Raw genomic sequence first — 15,355 nt, 5'->3', positions numbered from 1 at the left:
TGTAACGTCGTTGCTTCATGAGACAGTCCTCGCCCTCCATCTATTGCACGGGGCGACAACTATCCTGACATGGAGGGGAGGTGAATATACCTAATGAGCGACTCGTGGATTTGATTTTTCGCCCCCATGTGTATTTCGCTGTCGCCGATTTTTCTCAGGAGTTATCACCTGAGCAAGCAGTTTATTTGGCGCTGAATACACCAGCTGTTGCTGATGGCTAGATTCGGTGATGCAGTAGCAGCCTTGTTTGATGTGATCTATAACTCAGCTGGCACCTAGGTCACCTCAAAGTTGAGGCCCTAGGTAGTCAGGGCCTTGCTGCTTTTTACTAGCATTGAAATCTCCTTTTCCGTTCACCTGCCATCACACTTTTACAACTTTTAGAATCTCATATGCCCCAGTGTCGGTCACGGTGCTGAATAGCAAGTAATATCCGGAGGGATGCTGTCACACCTCTGGACGCCAGCGATGAGGATCATCGTCGTGAAGTGCTGCCGGCCTACAGCCTGTTCGACAACTTGGTCAAGCAGGCATTTGGTTAGGCTGGCGGGCGTCTAGAGCGGCTGCGGGCATTGTTTATCGCTCGGAACTTGTCCTAGGCTCTGTATGAAAAGTCTTGAGACGAAGGTCAGGCAAGGCGAAAACAGCCGAGGAACGGTCGGAGTCGCGTTCGACTTTACGGGTTGTAAATGAGCATTCCGACCGGGCTGGCGATCCAGGCTATTTCCAACCCAGCATCACCGAGTATCAAGGCTTTTATACAGAGCCTAGATATGCTTCTCCGACACAGGTATCACTCGTTTTTCCTTCACCGCCTTGTAGGAAAAGCTCGAATAAATTTCCTTCACTCCCGGCAGGCGCTGAAGCACCTCACGGGCAAATTCTCCGAAGGCCTCTAAGTCCTTGGCCACGATTTCCAGCAGAAAATCGTACCGCCCGGAAATGTTATGGCAGGCCACAATCTCGGGTATCTCCATCAGCCGCTGCTCGAATGCCAGCGCCATGGGTTTGGTGTGGGAGTCCATCATGATGCTGACGAAGGCAGTTACTCCGAACCCTAGCGACTTGGGTGAAAGTGTGGCCCGGTAGCCAGTGATATAACCGTTCTCTTCCAGCAGCTTGACCCTGCGCCAGCAGGGCGAAGTGGTCAGCGATACCAGGTCCGCAAGCTCGGCGACGGTGAGGCGGGCATTATTCTGCAAGGCCGCGAGCAGTGCGCGGTCGATGCGGTCCAAGGGTGCAGGCATGCTTTGCCCTCAAGTATTCACGGTTCTTGTTTTTGTTCCAAAGCAGCGCTGATGGGCTGGTCATTTTGGAAAAATGCTTGGGTTGCAGTGGCATAAGCTTAGATCAAACCAACAAGAGGCTGTTGCCATGCGCGACTCCCGTCACGACAACGGTTTTTCAACGCGTGCCATCCATCACGGCTACGACCCGCTCGCGCACGGCGGCGCACTGGTACCACCGATCTACCAAACCGCTACCTATGCCTTTCCCACCGTCGAATACGGCGCGGCGTGCTTTGCCGGTGAACAGGCCGGACATTTCTACAGCCGTATCTCCAACCCCACGCTGAATTTGCTCGAAGCGCGCATGGCTTCGCTTGAAGGCGGGGAGGCGGGCCTTGCGCTGGCATCGGGGATGGGCGCCATCACGTCCACGCTCTGGACCTTGCTGCGCCCGGGCGATGAGTTGATCGTCGGGCAGACCGTGTATGGGTGCACCTTTGCCTTCATGCACCATGGCATCGGGGCGTTTGGCGTGACCATCCGCCACGTCGACCTCAACGATGCCGATGCGCTGCGCGCTGCGCTCAGTGACAAGACGCGCATGATCTACTTCGAGACCCCCGCCAACCCGACCATGCGGCTGATCGACATTGCCGCTGTGGCCGAAGCGGTACGCGGCCGCGATGTGCTGGTGGTAGTCGACAACACCTACTGCACGCCTTACCTGCAACGGCCGCTGGAACTGGGCGCTGATCTGGTCGTGCATTCGGCCACCAAGTACCTCAGCGGCCATGGCGATATCACCGCCGGCCTGGTGGTGGGCCGCCAGGCACTGGTCGATCGCATTCGTCTGCAAGGGCTCAAGGACATGACCGGGGCGGTGTTGTCACCCCAGGACGCCATGCTGCTGATGCGTGGCATCAAGACCCTTGCCCTGCGCATGGACCGGCATTGCGCGAACGCCCAACAGGTTGCCGACTACCTGTCGCGTCAGCCGCAGGTGGAGTTGATTCACTACCCAGGCTTGCCGTCGTTTGCGCAGCACGACTTGGCCAAGCGGCAAATGCGCCTGCCCGGCGGCATGATCGCCTTCGAACTCAAGGGCGGCCTTGGCGCCGGACGCCGCTTCATGAATACGCTGGGCCTGTTCGCGCGCGCTGTGAGCCTGGGTGATGCTGAGTCGTTGGCCCAGCACCCGGCAAGCATGACCCACTCAAGCTATACACCCGAAGAGCGGGCGCAGCACGGTATCTCCGAGGGGCTTGTGCGTTTGTCGGTAGGGCTTGAGGACATTGAGGACCTACTGGCAGATGTGCAACAGGCGTTGCGCGCCTGCGCATGAGGGTGCGAGGAAGTGCTGCCCGCTGCCTAGTCCAGAGACGGCGAGGGCATTCTGGTGGTGCTGGCGAGAGAGCCAGCGCAACCAAAAGGAGCGTCACCATGAAAGCATCTGCATACCCACTTGATCTGATCATTCGCCACGCTGGCGGAGAGGACGACGAGGGCGGTCATTCTTGGCGCAAGCCTTGACCTGAAGGGCGTCCCCCTATCGCAGCGAGACACCTGGTCGATGGTGATCGTGCATTGAAAAAGGCCTCTTCCGAGGCCTTTTTCAATGTCAGTGCTTCAGACCATAGCTCTCGTCGAGCATGCCCGGTGAGTTGGGCGTTTTCGGTGCATAGTCGCGCGGCACTTCGGCGGTGTCTCTGGGCGGCGTCAGGCGACTGTGCGGACCGTGGGAGCTTTCCGAGTGCAGCGCTGCCAGCAGGCGTTGACGCGTCACTTCGTCCAGGGCCAGGTTGTTGGCGCCGTCGGCCAGATGATCCTGGACATCCTGATAGCTCTGGTTGAGCTTTTTGACCAGTACGGCGGTGCTGTTGAAGTGCGTCACCACCTGGTTCTGGTAGCTGTCGAAACGCTGTTGGATGTCATCGAGCTGGCGCTGGCTGCTGCTGGGCGCAGCGTTGGGCAACAGGCGCGCCACGACGAAACCGACGACCACACCGATGACCAGGGCCAGGGTAGGCAACAACCAAACAAGGAGCGAGAGTTCCACGAGTCCTTCCTCTATAAACGGCTTTGCTTTACGTTAACGGCTCAGACCTGCGCTGTATACCGCGAGCGATCGCAAATCAGAACAGAATTCCTCACCTAGACGAATCGACCTCCCCCAAGGTCACGGAGTAGTGCCTTGCTTGTCCGCGAAACCCCTCTGTTCATCGACGGCCCCAGTGGCCCGCTCGAAGCCCTCTACCTGGACGTGGCAGACGCCCGTGGCGCCGTGCTGATCTGTCACCCCAACCCGGTCCAGGGCGGCACCATGCTCAACAAGGTGGTTTCGACATTGCAACGCACGGCCCGGGATACCGGGTATGTGACCCTGCGTTTCAACTACCGCGGCGTCGGGCAGAGTGCCGGCAGCCATGACATGGGACAAGGCGAGGTGGCTGATGCTCAAGCCGCTGCCGCCTGGCTGCGGGCGGCGCATCCCGGGCTGCCCTTGGTGCTGATGGGCTTTTCCTTCGGCGGCTTCGTGGCGACCGCCCTGGCTGGCCGCCTGGAAGTCGAAGGCGTTGCCTTGCAGCATCTGTTCATGATCGCCCCGGCCGTCATGCGCCTGACCGAGCAATTCCCCGTGCCGCAACGGTGCCCGGTGACCCTGGTGCAACCCGATGCCGACGAAGTCGTTGCACCGACGCTGGTTTACGAGTGGTCCGACAGCCTGTCGCGCCCCCATGAGCTGCTGAAAGTGGCAGAATGCGGACACTTCTTCCATGGCAAGCTGACCGACCTCAAGGATCTGCTGCTGCCACGCCTTTCGAACTGAGCCAAGCCTGAATAAGCGAACACCCATGACCACGCGTATCCTTACCGGTATCACGACCACCGGCACTCCGCACCTGGGCAACTACGCCGGTGCCATCCGCCCGGCCATCCGAGCCAGCCAGCAGCCTGGCGTGGACTCGTTCTACTTCCTGGCCGACTACCACGCCCTGATCAAGTGCGACGACCCGCTGCGCATCCAGCGCTCGCGCCTGGAAATCGCCGCCACCTGGCTAGCCGGTGGCCTGGATCCGGACAAGGTGACCTTCTACCGCCAGTCCGACATTCCGGAAATCCCCGAGCTGACCTGGCTGCTGACCTGCGTTGCGGCCAAGGGCTTGCTCAACCGGGCCCATGCCTACAAGGCATCGGTGGACAAGAACGTCGAAAACGGCGAAGACCCGGACGCCGGCGTCACCATGGGCCTGTTCAGCTACCCGGTGCTGATGGCGGCGGACATCCTGATGTTCAACGCCAACAAGGTGCCGGTTGGCCGTGACCAGATCCAGCACGTGGAAATGGCCCGCGATATCGGCCAGCGCTTCAACCACCTGTTCGGCCAGGGCAATGAGTTCTTCGCACTGCCGGAAGCGGTCATCGAGGAAAGCGTGGCTACCTTGCCCGGCCTGGATGGGCGCAAGATGTCCAAGAGCTATGACAACACCATCCCGTTGTTCACCAGCGCCAAGGACATGAAGGATGCCATTTCGCGCATCGTGACGGACTCGCGCGCGCCGGGTGAAGCCAAGAACCCGGACGACGCGCACCTGTTCACGCTGTTCCAGGCCTTCTCCACGCCTGCACAGTGCGCCGAGTTCCGAGCCGAGCTAGAGCAGGGCCTGGGTTGGGGCGAAGCCAAGCAGCGCCTGTTCCAGCTGCTCGATGGCCAGTTGGCGGAAAAGCGCGACTATTACCATCAGCTGATCGCGCGGCCTGCGGACCTGGAGGACATCCTCCTGGCAGGCGCGGCCAAGGCGCGCACCATCGCCACGCCGTTCCTGGAACAATTGCGCGAGGCCGTTGGCCTGCGCTCGTTCCGCAGCAGCGTGCAGACCACGGCGAACGTCAAGAAGAAGGTCGCCAAGAGCGCGCGCTTCGTCAGCTTCCGGGACGAAGACGGCAGCTTCCGCTTCCGCTTGTTGGCTGCCGATGGCGAGCAACTGCTGTTGTCCCGCAGCTTTGCCGATGGCAAGAGCGCCGGTGCCGCAAGCAAGCAGTTGCAGCAAGGCGATGGGGTCGATATCCGCGCCGAGGGGCTGGGCTTTGGTGTGTGGCTCAAGGGTGAGCCGGTTGCCGACGGTGCCTCGTTCGACAGCGAACAAGCCCGTGATGCAGCCATCGAGCGTCTTCGTGCAGCGCTTGAGCCGCAACAGGACTGATCGACGGACGGAATGTGCCCGCCCTCTGGCCTGATGATCAGGGCACTATCATCGGGCTCTGGTTACCGGTATGGGGCATATTGACGCAAGTCGCATTGCCATTAGGCGGGCCGCTCGCTACAGTGACGGCCCGTTTTTTGTTGCCTCGCTAACGAATCATGACTCCCCTAGAACGCTATCAAGCAGATCTGAAACGTCCCGATTTCTTTCATGACGCGGCGCAGGAAACTGCGGTGCGTCACCTGCAGCGCCTGTACGACGACCTGGTGCAGGCCCAGAACAACAAGCCGGGTGTATTCGGCAAGTTGTTCGGCAAGAAGGAGCAGACCCCGGTCAAGGGCCTGTACTTCTGGGGCGGGGTAGGGCGAGGCAAGACTTACCTGGTCGACACCTTCTTCGAAGCGCTGCCGTTCAAGCAGAAGATGCGCACGCACTTCCACCGCTTCATGAAGCGTGTCCACGAAGAGATGAAAACCCTCAAGGGCGAGAAGAACCCCCTGACCATCATTGCCAAGCGCTTCAGCGATGAGGCCAAGGTGATCTGCTTCGACGAATTCTTCGTCTCGGACATCACCGACGCCATGATCCTGGGCACCCTGATGGAGGAGCTGTTCAAGAACGGTGTTTCCCTGGTGGCCACTTCCAACATCGTGCCGGACGGCCTCTACAAGGATGGCCTGCAACGTGCACGCTTCCTGCCGGCCATCGCCATGATCAAGCAGTACACCGATGTGGTGAACGTCGACAGCGGTGTCGATTATCGCCTGCGCCACCTTGAGCAGGCCGAACTGTTCCATCACCCGCTCGACGAGGCGGCGCAGCAGAGCATGCGTGCCAGCTTCAAGGCGCTGACGCCCGAGTGCACCGCAGCGGTCGAGAACGACGTGCTGATGATCGAGAACCGTCCCATTCAGGCGCTGCGCACTTGCGACGATGTGGCCTGGTTCGACTTCCGCGCCTTGTGTGATGGGCCGCGAAGCCAGAACGACTACATCGAACTGGGCAAGATCTTCCATGCGGTCCTGCTGAGCAACGTCGAGCAGATGGGCGTGGCAAGCGATGACATCGCGCGTCGCTTCATCAACATGGTCGACGAGTTCTATGACCGTAACGTCAAGCTGATCATCTCGGCCGAGGTGGAACTCAAGGACCTGTATACCGGTGGGCGCCTGAGCTTCGAGTTTCAGCGCACGCTGAGCCGACTGCTGGAAATGCAGTCTCACGAATTCCTGTCCCGCGCGCACAAGCCTTGAGACCCTGGGGCTGCCTGGCAGTCCACCGCCTGATTGCCGGCGGTGGGCTGTCAGGCAGCCCGATTGCGCTCAGGCTTCTTGCATAAACTGCTGGCGATACTGGTTCGGCGACAGGTCGGTGTGCTGGCGAAACAGCCGGGCAAAGAAGCTGGCATCGTCATAGCCCACCTCGTAACTGATGGTCTTGATGCTCTTGCGCGTGCTCGACAACAGTCCCTTGGCCGTCTCGATGCGCAAGCGTTGCAGGTAATGCAACGGCTTGTCCCCGGTCGCGCCCTGGAAGCGGCGCATGAAGTTGCGAATGCTCATGCCGTGGTTACGGGCCACGTCCTCGAAGCGGAACTTGTCTGCGAAGTGCTCTTCGAGCCAGTGCTGGATCTGCAAGATGATCAGGTCCTGGTGCAGCTTCTGGCCGCCAAAGCCCATGCGTCCCGGCGTGTAGTTGCGCTGCACTTCGTACAGAATGTCGCGCGAGACGGCCCGCGCCACATTGGCCCCGCAAAAGCGCTCGATCAGGTAGATGTACAGGTCGCAGGCCGATGTAGTGCCGCCGGCGCAGTACAGGTTGTCGGCGTCGGTAAGGTGTTTGTCCTGGGTCAGGCGTACTTGCGGGAAGCGCTCGGCAAAACTGTCGAAGAAACGCCAGTACGTGGTCGCTTCCTTGCCGTCGAGCAGACCCGACTCGGCCAGCCAGAACACGCCACTGGCCTCTGCACACAGCACGGCGCCCCGGGCATGCTGTGCTTGCAGCCAGGGCAGCACCTGCGGATAACGTTGCAACAGGTTGTCAAAATCGTCCCAGAACGCCGGAAGAATAATCACGTCGGCATCATCCAGGCCGCCGTCCACCGGCAGCTGCACGTTGCTGAAGCTCTCGACCGGCAACCCGTCAGGGCTGACCAGGTGGATCTCGAACATGGGCTGCAAGCCCAGGCCTAACTGTTTGCCGTAGCGCAAGCTGGCCAGGTGAAAGAAGTCCTTGGCCTGCATCAAGGTCGAAGCGAATACCTTGTCAATGGCCAGGATGCTGACGCGCCGCAACGACGCGGAGGGTTGGGTAAACATCATTGTCATTGTTCTTATAGGATGGAGTGGTCAATCACTGGCTGGATCGTCTTATTTTTTACGGGTCGTGTCTAGCCTGGTAGATCGCGCCGCCCGCTGCACGGGTAAGCCGTGAAGCAAGCGGCGTTGGGTGCGTGCTCAGGGCGCGGGGTTGGGCTGGTCCTGATGAACGGCCTCGATGGCTGCCAGCAGCTCGTCATCGAGGGTGAGTTCGAGGCAGGCCAGGTTGCTGTCCAGTTGCTCGAGGCTGGTAGCGCCGATGATGTTGCTGGTCACGAATGGCTGACGGGTAACGAAGGCCAGGGCCATCTGCGCCGGATCGACACCGTGGTCCCGGGCCAGCTGTACATAACGTTCGCAAGCGGCCACCGTCTGTGGGTTGGAATAGCGGGCAAAGCGGCTGAACAGGGTCAGTCGCGCCTTCTCCGGGCGGGCGCCGCCTTCATATTTGCCCGAGAGCATGCCAAAGGCCAAGGGCGAGTAAGCCAGCAGGCCGCACTGCTCCCGGATGGCGATTTCGGCAAGCCCCACCTCGAAGGTGCGATTGAGCAGGTTGTAGGGGTTCTGGATAGAGACGGCCCGAGGCCAGCCACGGCTTTCGGCCAGCTGCAGGAATTTCATGGTGCCCCAGGGGGTTTCGTTGGACAGCCCGATGTGGCGGATCTTGCCCGCGCGCACCTGCTCGTCGAGCACCTCCAGGGTTTCTTCCAGTGGCGTGAAATGGTCCTGGGCCAGGTGCTGGTAGCCCAGCTTGCCGAAGAAGTTGGTGCTGCGTTCAGGCCAGTGCAGCTGGTAGAGGTCGATGCGATCGGTCTGCAGGCGCCGCAGGCTCTCTTCCAGTGCCGCGACGATGTGTTGCCGGTTGTGCCTGAGTTGACCGTCGCGGATATGGCTGATGCCATTGCCGGGGCCGGCCACCTTGCTGGCCAGTACCCAGTCGTCCCGATCGCCCTGGCGGGCGAACCAGTTACCGATGATGCGCTCGGTAGCGGCATAGGTTTCCGGCCGCGGGGGTACCGGATACATCTCGGCGGTATCGATGAAGTTGATGCCCGCGGCCTTGGCCCGGGCAATCTGTTCGAATGCCTGGGTCTGATCGTTCTGCTCGCCCCAGGTCATGGTGCCCAGACACAGCGCGCTGACTTGGAGGTCGGTGCGACCCAGCTGACGGTAGTCCATCGGTTGCTTGCTCCTTGGCTATGGTCATTCATCAAAGCAGGTTGATATTTTTCCCGCAATCTGGATAATTCAGCCTCTCTCCGCGTGGCGGAAGTGATGCACCATCACGCAGGAAGAACCCCGTCGAACATTGGCGTGCCTGACCCGAGCCCCCAAAAGCGTCAGCGTTCGGCTGCGCGCTTGCCCTTGGCAAGCTGTGCACTATCCAGTAAGATTCGCCGTCTATTTTTCGCTGGGCGGCCTCTGAGGCTTTAGAGAATGAAAACTTTTACTGCTAAACCGGAAACAGTAAAGCGCGAGTGGTTCGTAGTCGACGCCGCTGGCCAGACCCTGGGTCGTCTGGCTACCGAAATCGCTAGCCGTCTGCGTGGCAAACACAAGCCAGAATACACCCCTCACGTTGATACCGGCGACTACATCGTCGTCATCAACGCCGAGCAGGTTCGTGTGACGGGTGCCAAGTCTTCCGACAAAATGTACTACTCCCACTCCGGTTTCCCAGGTGGTATCAAGGAAATCAACTTCGAGAAGTTGATCGCCAAGGCCCCTGAGCGTGTTATCGAAACTGCGGTCAAAGGCATGCTGCCGAAGAACCCGCTGGGTCGCGACATGTACCGTAAGCTGAAAGTGTACGCGGGTGCTGCTCACCCACACACTGCTCAGCAGCCTCAAGAACTGAAGATCTAACGGGATAGTTCATTATGTCGGCGACTCAAAATTACGGCACTGGCCGTCGCAAGACCGCAACCGCTCGCGTATTCCTGCGTCCGGGTACTGGTAACATCTCCATCAACAACCGTTCTCTGGACGTGTTCTTCGGTCGCGAAACCGCTCGCATGGTTGTTCGCCAGCCACTCGAGCTGACCGAAAGCGTTGAGAAATTCGACATCTACGTCACCGTTTCCGGTGGTGGTGTCAGCGGTCAGGCCGGTGCGATCCGTCACGGTATCACCCGCGCCCTGATGGAATACGACGAAACCCTGCGTGGCGCTCTGCGTCGTGCTGGCTACGTCACCCGCGACGCTCGTGAAGTCGAGCGTAAGAAAGTGGGTCTGCGTAAAGCGCGTAAGCGTCCTCAGTACTCCAAGCGTTAATACCGCTTCGGCAGTCGAAAAAAGCCCGGTTCCTTGGAACCGGGCTTTTTTTTGCCTTGAATAATTTACCCGCTCGTCGGTGAGCGCCTTTCCCATAGACGTAGATCAAGCAAAGCGTGGGTAGTGGCCGTGCAGCCCGGTAATCACCTTGTCAGTGTGTGGTTTTGTTACTTACCATGGCGACCAATTTTTAGCGCCACAGACACAACGTAGGTACGAGCCTGGTTCAACAGGCCAAGCAAGCTGATGGGAGAGGACTGAATGAGCAATGACGGCGTCAACGCAGGCCGGCGCCGCTTCCTCGTAGCCGCGACATCCGTGGTCGGGGCAGCGGGAGCAGTGGGGGCTGCGGTACCGTTCGTGGGGTCATGGTTCCCCAGTGCCAAGGCGAAAGCTGCAGGCGCACCGGTAAAGGTCAACATCGCTAAGGTCGAGCCAGGGCAGCAGATGGTCGCAGAATGGCGAGGGCAGCCTGTGTTCATCGTGCGGCGAACGGCTGAGATCCTCGGCAACCTCAAGAAAATCACCGGCGAATTGTCAGACCCTGATTCCCAGGCATCGGACCAGCCGACCTACGTCGATCCGCAAGTACGCTCCATCAAGCCGGAGATCCTCGTGCTGGTTGGTCTGTGCACGCACCTGGGGTGCTCGCCCACCTTCCGCCCGGAAGTGGCCCCCGTCGACCTCGGTCCCAAATGGGTCGGAGGCTATTTCTGCCCGTGCCATGGTTCCCACTACGACATGGCAGGGCGAGTGTACAAGTCGCAGCCGGCACCGCTGAACCTGCCGGTGCCGCCCCATGCCTACGAGTCCGACGAGATCATCGTCATCGGTATCGACCAGGAGAACGCATGATGAGCAAGTTCATGGACTGGATCGACGCGCGTTTCCCTGCCACCAAGATGTGGGAAGACCACCTCAGCAAGTACTACGCGCCCAAGAACTTCAATTTCCTGTACTTCTTCGGCTCCCTGGCCTTGCTGGTGTTGGTCAACCAGATCGTCACCGGGGTCTGGCTGACGATGAGTTTCACGCCTTCGGCCGAAGAGGCCTTCGCCTCAGTCGAATACATCATGCGTGACGTGGAATACGGCTGGATCCTGCGCTACTTGCATTCGACGGGTGCGTCGGCCTTCTTCATCGTGGTCTACCTGCACATGTTCCGCGGCCTGTTGTATGGCTCCTACCAAAAGCCCAGGGAGCTGGTATGGCTGTTTGGCATGCTGATCTACCTGGCGCTGATGGCTGAAGCGTTCATGGGCTACCTGCTGCCATGGGGGCAGATGTCGTATTGGGGTGCCCAGGTGATCATCTCGTTGTTCGGGGCCATTCCCGTCATCGGTGATGACATCACCCAGTGGATTCGCGGCGACTACCTGATCTCGGGCATCACGCTCAACCGCTTCTTCGCCCTGCATGTAGTGGCATTGCCGATCGTCATCCTGGGCCTGGTGGTGCTGCATATCCTGGCCCTGCACGAAGTCGGCTCTAACAACCCCGATGGCATCGACATCAAGAAGCACAAGGACGAAAACGGTATCCCGCTGGATGGTATTCCGTTCCACCCGTACTACACCGTCAAGGATATCGTCGGGGTGGTCGTGTTCCTGTTCGTGTTCTGCGCCGTGGTGTTCTTCTTCCCGGAAATGGGCGGGTACTTCCTGGAAAAACCCAACTTCGAACAGGCCAACGCCTTCAAGACCCCCGAGCACATCGCGCCAGTGTGGTACTTCACGCCGTTCTACGCCATCTTGCGCGCCGTACCGGACAAGCTGATGGGCGTGATCGCCATGGGCGCAGCCATTGCCGTACTGTTCGTGCTGCCCTGGCTGGACCGCAGCCCGGTTCGCTCCATGCGCTACAAGGGCTGGATAAGCAAACTCTTCCTGCTGGTGTTCTGCGTCGCCTTCATCGTCCTCGGCGTGCTGGGGGTACTGGCGCCAACGCCTGGGCGTACCTTGCTGTCGCAGGTGTGCACGTTCCTGTACTTCGCCTACTTCCTGCTGATGCCGTTCTACACAAGGCTCGAGAAGACCAAACCGGTTCCGGAAAGGGTGACTGGCTGATGAAAAAGTTGATTGCTGTATTTCTCCTGGCAGTGATGCCTGCATTCGCCCTTGCTGCAGAGCATGGCGTGGAACTGGACAAGGTCGATATCGACTTGAGCGACAAGGCAGCGATGCAGGACGGTGCGCGCACGTTCGCCAACTACTGCATGGGGTGCCACAGTGCCAAGTTCCAGCGCTATGAGCGGGTGGCCGATGACCTAGGCATTCCCCACGACGTGATGCTTGAAAACCTGGTGTTCACCGGGGCCAAGATTGGCGACCACATGCAGATTGGCATGAAACCCAGCGATGCCAAGACCTGGTTCGGTGCCGCGCCACCCGACCTTACCCTGGTGGCACGGGTCAGAGGCGCCGACTGGCTGTACAGCTATCTGCGCAGTTTCTATGAAGACCCATCGCGGCCCTACGGTGTGAACAACAAGGTCTTCCCGAACGTCGGCATGCCGAACGTGCTGGTTGGCCTGCAGGGAAACCAGGTGATCGGTTGCAAGCAGGTGCAGACGGTGGTGGATGGCAAGAAACAATTTGACCCCTTGACCGGCACGCCGTTGACCCATGAAGCCTGCGATCAGCTGACCATCACGCCGAATTCCGGTACCCTGACCACCGAGCAGTTCGACGAGAAGGTCAAGAACCTGGTGACCTTCCTGGCCTATTCGGCCAACCCGGTCAAACTGGAAAGCCAGCGCATTGGTACCTACGTATTGCTGTACCTGGCTTTCTTCTTCGTATTCGCCTACTTGCTCAAGCGTGAATACTGGAAGGACGTGCACTGATCACGCAGTAACCTCTGGTTGTTGAACGCGCCTGTGGCGCACTGGTAGTTATGCCAGTGCGCCACAGGCGCGTTTTCATTTACAGTTTTACAAGCATCCCTCGAGAGGAGGCGCTACATGGGCGTAACCAATGGGTTAGCCTGCTATTCCGACCCTGCCGATCAATACTCGCATCGGGTTCGCCTTGTGTTGGCCGAAAAGGCCGTTGACGCGCACATCACCAACGTCGATACCGACAAGATTCCGCCGCGGCTCGCCGAACTGAACCCGTATGGCAGCGTGCCGACCTTGGTTGATCGGGATTTGGTCCTGTATGAGTCGTCGGTGATCATGGAGTACCTGGAGGAGCGCTATCCGCATCCTCCGCTGATGCCGGTCTATCCGGTGGGGCGTGGCAATAGCCGGTTACTGATGCACCGTATCCAGCGTGACTGGTGCAGCCTGGCTGATCAGATTCTCGACCCACGCACCGGTGAGGCTGCCCGTGCAGAGGCTCGCAAGGCGCTGCGCGAGAGCCTGACCGGTGTCTCGCCGCTGTTTGGCGAGTTCGCCTGTTTCATGAGCGATGAGCAAAGCCTGGTCGATTGCTGTCTACTGCCCATACTCTGGCGTCTGCCGATGATGGGTATCGAATTGCCGCGGCAAGCCAAGCCGCTGCTGGATTACATGGAGCGACAGTTCGCCCGGGAGTCATTCCAGGCAAGCCTGTCGTCCGTTGAACGCGAAATGCGCACGCTTTGAGGAGCTGTTGATGAACTCCAGTCGCCCCTATCTGGTTCGAGCACTGTACGAGTGGATCGTCGACAACGATTGCACACCCCATATGTTGGTCAATGCCGAGTACCCGAAAGTACAGGTGCCGGAAGGTTTTGCCAGTGATGGCCAGATCGTCCTGAATGTGTCGCCCAGCGCTGTGCGCAGTTTGCACATGGACAATGACGCCGTCAGCTTCGAAGGCCGTTTTGGCGGCGTGCCCCATTCGTTGTTCGTGCCCATTGGCGCGGTACTGGGTATTTATGCCCGCGAAAATGGTCAGGGCATGGTTTTCGAGTTGGAGTCTTCGATGATGGAGGACGAGGAAATCGAGGACGATCAGGAGCAGCCTGATGATGATGGGCCGCCAGAAGGCGGCGGGCAGCCACCGCGCCCGAGCGGTCGGCCAAGTTTGAAAGTGGTGAAATAAGAAAAGGCGATCCGCAAGGATCGCCTTTTTAGTACTGTCAATAGGCTAGGTGCGCGAGGGCCTGCGCGGCCTGGCGTGCTCAAGTGTTCAGTCGATGTACTCGAACAGTTTCACGATTTTTTGCACACCAGACACGCTTTGCACGACGGCAGTGGCGGCATTGGCCTCCTGCTGGGTGACGAGCCCCAACAAATACACGATGCCATTCTCGGTGATCACTTTGATCCGCGAGCTGGGTACTGCTGTATCGGCCAGCATCTGAGTCTTGATCTTGGTGGTCAACCACGCATCGTTGTTGCGCGCCAGGATGGAGGAGGGCTGCATGACCTGCAGTTCGTTATGCACCTTCTTGACGCGCTGGACTTGGCTGGCCGTCTGTTCGGCAAGGCTCTTGAGGTCGGCGCGTGGCGTTTGGCCAGCCAACAGAACGATGCCGTTGTAGCTGCTGACGACGATGTGCGAGCCCTTGTCGAGGTCCGGGCTTGCCTTGGCGATGTTCACCGATGCCTTGGTCTCGATCAGTGAATCGTCGATCTTGCTGCCAATGGTGCGAGTGCCTCGGTCGTCCTCGATGGGCGAATTACGAGCAGAGTTGAGTACCGAACTGCAGCCGGTGACGCTCAGGCACAAGGTCAAGGCCATGAGGCCAATGCGCATAGGGGTCATTCTTCACTCCCGAACAGTTGGCTGTCGATCAGATCGCACAGGCAATGGATCGCCAGCAGGTGGACTTCCTGGATGCGAGCGGTCACCGTCGAGGGTACCCGAATCTCGACGTCCTCTGGCAGCAATAGCGAGGCCATGCCCCCGCCGTCGCGGCCCGTCAATGCTACGACAATCATTTCGCGGTCATGTGCGGCCTGGATGGCCTGGATGACGTTGGCGGAATTGCCGCTGGTGGAGATGGCCAGCAGAACATCCCCGGGTTGGCCCAAGGCGCGGATCTGCTTGGAAAACACCTCGTTGTAACTGTAGTCGTTGGCAATCGAGGTCAGGGTCGAGCTGTCAGTGGTCAGCGCGATTGCTGGCAGGCTGGGGCGTTCGCGTTCGAAGCGGTTGAGCAGCTCCGAAGAGAAATGTTGCGCATCGCCGGCCGAGCCGCCGTTGCCGCACGCGAGCATCTTGCCCTCGTTGAGCAGTGCGTTGACCATGACCAGGCTGGCCTGCTCGATGTGCGGTGCCAGGATGTCCATTGCCTGTTGCTTGGTATCGATGCTGGCCTGGAACAGCCGGCGGATTCGGGATTGCATGTCCATCTGGTGACCTTAAATGGGGCGGAGGCCGTCGCGGCACGCGACGGTAATC

Annotated in this window: 17 protein-coding genes; 11 read left to right on the top strand and 6 right to left on the bottom strand. The window is 59.6% G+C overall.

Translation table 11 applies throughout. The features are described from left to right. Positions 1 to 767 precede the first annotated feature (767 nt). Positions 768 to 1,247, bottom strand: a complete 480-nt coding sequence (locus tag FS777_RS14550; RefSeq protein WP_058637171.1) for an Lrp/AsnC family transcriptional regulator — start codon at positions 1,245 to 1,247, stop codon at positions 768 to 770. 127 nt (positions 1,248 to 1,374) lie between these two features. On the opposite strand from FS777_RS14550, the gene FS777_RS14545 reads away from it, so the two are divergent. Continuing rightward, positions 1,375 to 2,571 (top strand): methionine gamma-lyase, encoded by a 1,197-nt coding sequence (locus FS777_RS14545; protein WP_145256137.1) that lies wholly within the window; start codon positions 1,375 to 1,377, stop codon positions 2,569 to 2,571. 276 nt (positions 2,572 to 2,847) lie between these two features. Here the strand turns inward: FS777_RS14545 and FS777_RS14540 are convergent, their stop codons facing one another. Next, the gene (locus FS777_RS14540) at positions 2,848 to 3,285 is read right to left on the bottom strand and encodes a YhcB family protein (protein WP_023534478.1); all 438 of its coding nucleotides are present in this window, start codon (positions 3,283 to 3,285) and stop codon (positions 2,848 to 2,850) included. Between the two features lie 135 nt (positions 3,286 to 3,420). On the opposite strand from FS777_RS14540, the gene FS777_RS14535 reads away from it, so the two are divergent. From FS777_RS14535 to zapE, 3 genes are all read left to right on the top strand, one after another. Continuing rightward, a complete protein-coding gene (locus FS777_RS14535; protein ID WP_058637169.1) occupies positions 3,421 to 4,056 on the top strand; it encodes an alpha/beta hydrolase in 636 nt (211 codons plus the stop codon). Positions 4,057 to 4,081: 25 nt separating this feature from the next. Next, complete coding sequence (locus FS777_RS14530) at positions 4,082 to 5,431, top strand: tryptophan--tRNA ligase (RefSeq protein ID WP_058637168.1); 1,350 nt, start codon at positions 4,082 to 4,084, stop codon at positions 5,429 to 5,431. 158 nt (positions 5,432 to 5,589) lie between these two features. After that, positions 5,590 to 6,684 carry a cell division protein ZapE gene (gene zapE / locus FS777_RS14525; protein WP_058637167.1) on the top strand — a complete coding sequence of 365 codons (1,095 nt, stop codon included), beginning with the start codon at positions 5,590 to 5,592 and terminating at the stop codon, positions 6,682 to 6,684. 69 nt (positions 6,685 to 6,753) lie between these two features. On the opposite strand, the gene FS777_RS14520 is transcribed toward zapE, so the two are convergent. Together FS777_RS14520 and FS777_RS14515 are read right to left on the bottom strand one after the other, a co-directional pair. Beyond that, positions 6,754 to 7,650 (bottom strand): GlxA family transcriptional regulator, encoded by an 897-nt coding sequence (locus FS777_RS14520; protein ID WP_167338593.1) that lies wholly within the window; start codon positions 7,648 to 7,650, stop codon positions 6,754 to 6,756. A 237-nt stretch (positions 7,651 to 7,887) separates the two neighbouring features. Then, the gene (locus tag FS777_RS14515; RefSeq protein ID WP_145256134.1) at positions 7,888 to 8,928 is read right to left on the bottom strand and encodes an NADP(H)-dependent aldo-keto reductase; all 1,041 of its coding nucleotides are present in this window, start codon (positions 8,926 to 8,928) and stop codon (positions 7,888 to 7,890) included. Positions 8,929 to 9,186: 258 nt separating this feature from the next. Between FS777_RS14515 and rplM the strand changes: the two genes are divergently transcribed. The 7 genes from rplM to FS777_RS14480 all read left to right on the top strand — a co-directional run bounded on the left by rplM (position 9,187) and on the right by FS777_RS14480 (position 14,050). After that, positions 9,187 to 9,615 carry a 50S ribosomal protein L13 gene (rplM, locus tag FS777_RS14510; protein ID WP_003260798.1) on the top strand — a complete coding sequence of 143 codons (429 nt, stop codon included), beginning with the start codon at positions 9,187 to 9,189 and terminating at the stop codon, positions 9,613 to 9,615. A 14-nt stretch (positions 9,616 to 9,629) separates the two neighbouring features. After that, complete coding sequence (gene rpsI, locus FS777_RS14505) at positions 9,630 to 10,022, top strand: 30S ribosomal protein S9 (protein WP_003251821.1); 393 nt, start codon at positions 9,630 to 9,632, stop codon at positions 10,020 to 10,022. 261 nt (positions 10,023 to 10,283) lie between these two features. Further along, on the top strand, positions 10,284 to 10,877 hold the full coding sequence (gene petA / locus FS777_RS14500; RefSeq protein ID WP_023534417.1) for a ubiquinol-cytochrome c reductase iron-sulfur subunit: 594 nt from the start codon (positions 10,284 to 10,286) through the stop codon (positions 10,875 to 10,877). After that, positions 10,877 to 12,088 (top strand): cytochrome bc complex cytochrome b subunit, encoded by a 1,212-nt coding sequence (locus FS777_RS14495; RefSeq protein WP_028687198.1) that lies wholly within the window; start codon positions 10,877 to 10,879, stop codon positions 12,086 to 12,088. The genes petA and FS777_RS14495 overlap by 1 nt, the downstream gene beginning before the upstream one ends. After that, positions 12,088 to 12,867, top strand: coding sequence for a cytochrome c1 (locus tag FS777_RS14490; protein ID WP_058604943.1), 780 nt, complete (start codon positions 12,088 to 12,090; stop codon positions 12,865 to 12,867). Before FS777_RS14495 ends, FS777_RS14490 begins: the two co-directional genes overlap by 1 nt. 117 nt (positions 12,868 to 12,984) lie before the next feature. After that, positions 12,985 to 13,608, top strand: a complete 624-nt coding sequence (locus FS777_RS14485; RefSeq protein ID WP_078478034.1) for a glutathione S-transferase N-terminal domain-containing protein — start codon at positions 12,985 to 12,987, stop codon at positions 13,606 to 13,608. 10 nt (positions 13,609 to 13,618) lie between these two features. Then, positions 13,619 to 14,050: a ClpXP protease specificity-enhancing factor gene (locus FS777_RS14480; protein WP_058604945.1), complete on the top strand. Its 432-nt coding sequence runs from the start codon at positions 13,619 to 13,621 to the stop codon at positions 14,048 to 14,050. Between the two features lie 87 nt (positions 14,051 to 14,137). Here the strand turns inward: FS777_RS14480 and FS777_RS14475 are convergent, their stop codons facing one another. Both FS777_RS14475 and FS777_RS14470 read right to left on the bottom strand, forming a co-directional pair. Beyond that, positions 14,138 to 14,716 carry a BON domain-containing protein gene (locus FS777_RS14475; RefSeq protein WP_058604946.1) on the bottom strand — a complete coding sequence of 193 codons (579 nt, stop codon included), beginning with the start codon at positions 14,714 to 14,716 and terminating at the stop codon, positions 14,138 to 14,140. Next, the gene (locus FS777_RS14470) at positions 14,713 to 15,306 is read right to left on the bottom strand and encodes a phosphoheptose isomerase (protein ID WP_012274070.1); all 594 of its coding nucleotides are present in this window, start codon (positions 15,304 to 15,306) and stop codon (positions 14,713 to 14,715) included. Before FS777_RS14470 ends, FS777_RS14475 begins: the two co-directional genes overlap by 4 nt. Positions 15,307 to 15,355 lie beyond the last annotated feature (49 nt).

The sequence above is a fragment of the Pseudomonas sp. DE0157 genome (assembly GCF_007678615.1).
Lineage (GTDB): Bacteria > Pseudomonadota > Gammaproteobacteria > Pseudomonadales > Pseudomonadaceae > Aquipseudomonas > Aquipseudomonas parafulva_B.
The sequence above is the reverse complement of the archived record's forward strand: the minus strand, read 5'-3'. Positions and strand labels throughout refer to the sequence as shown.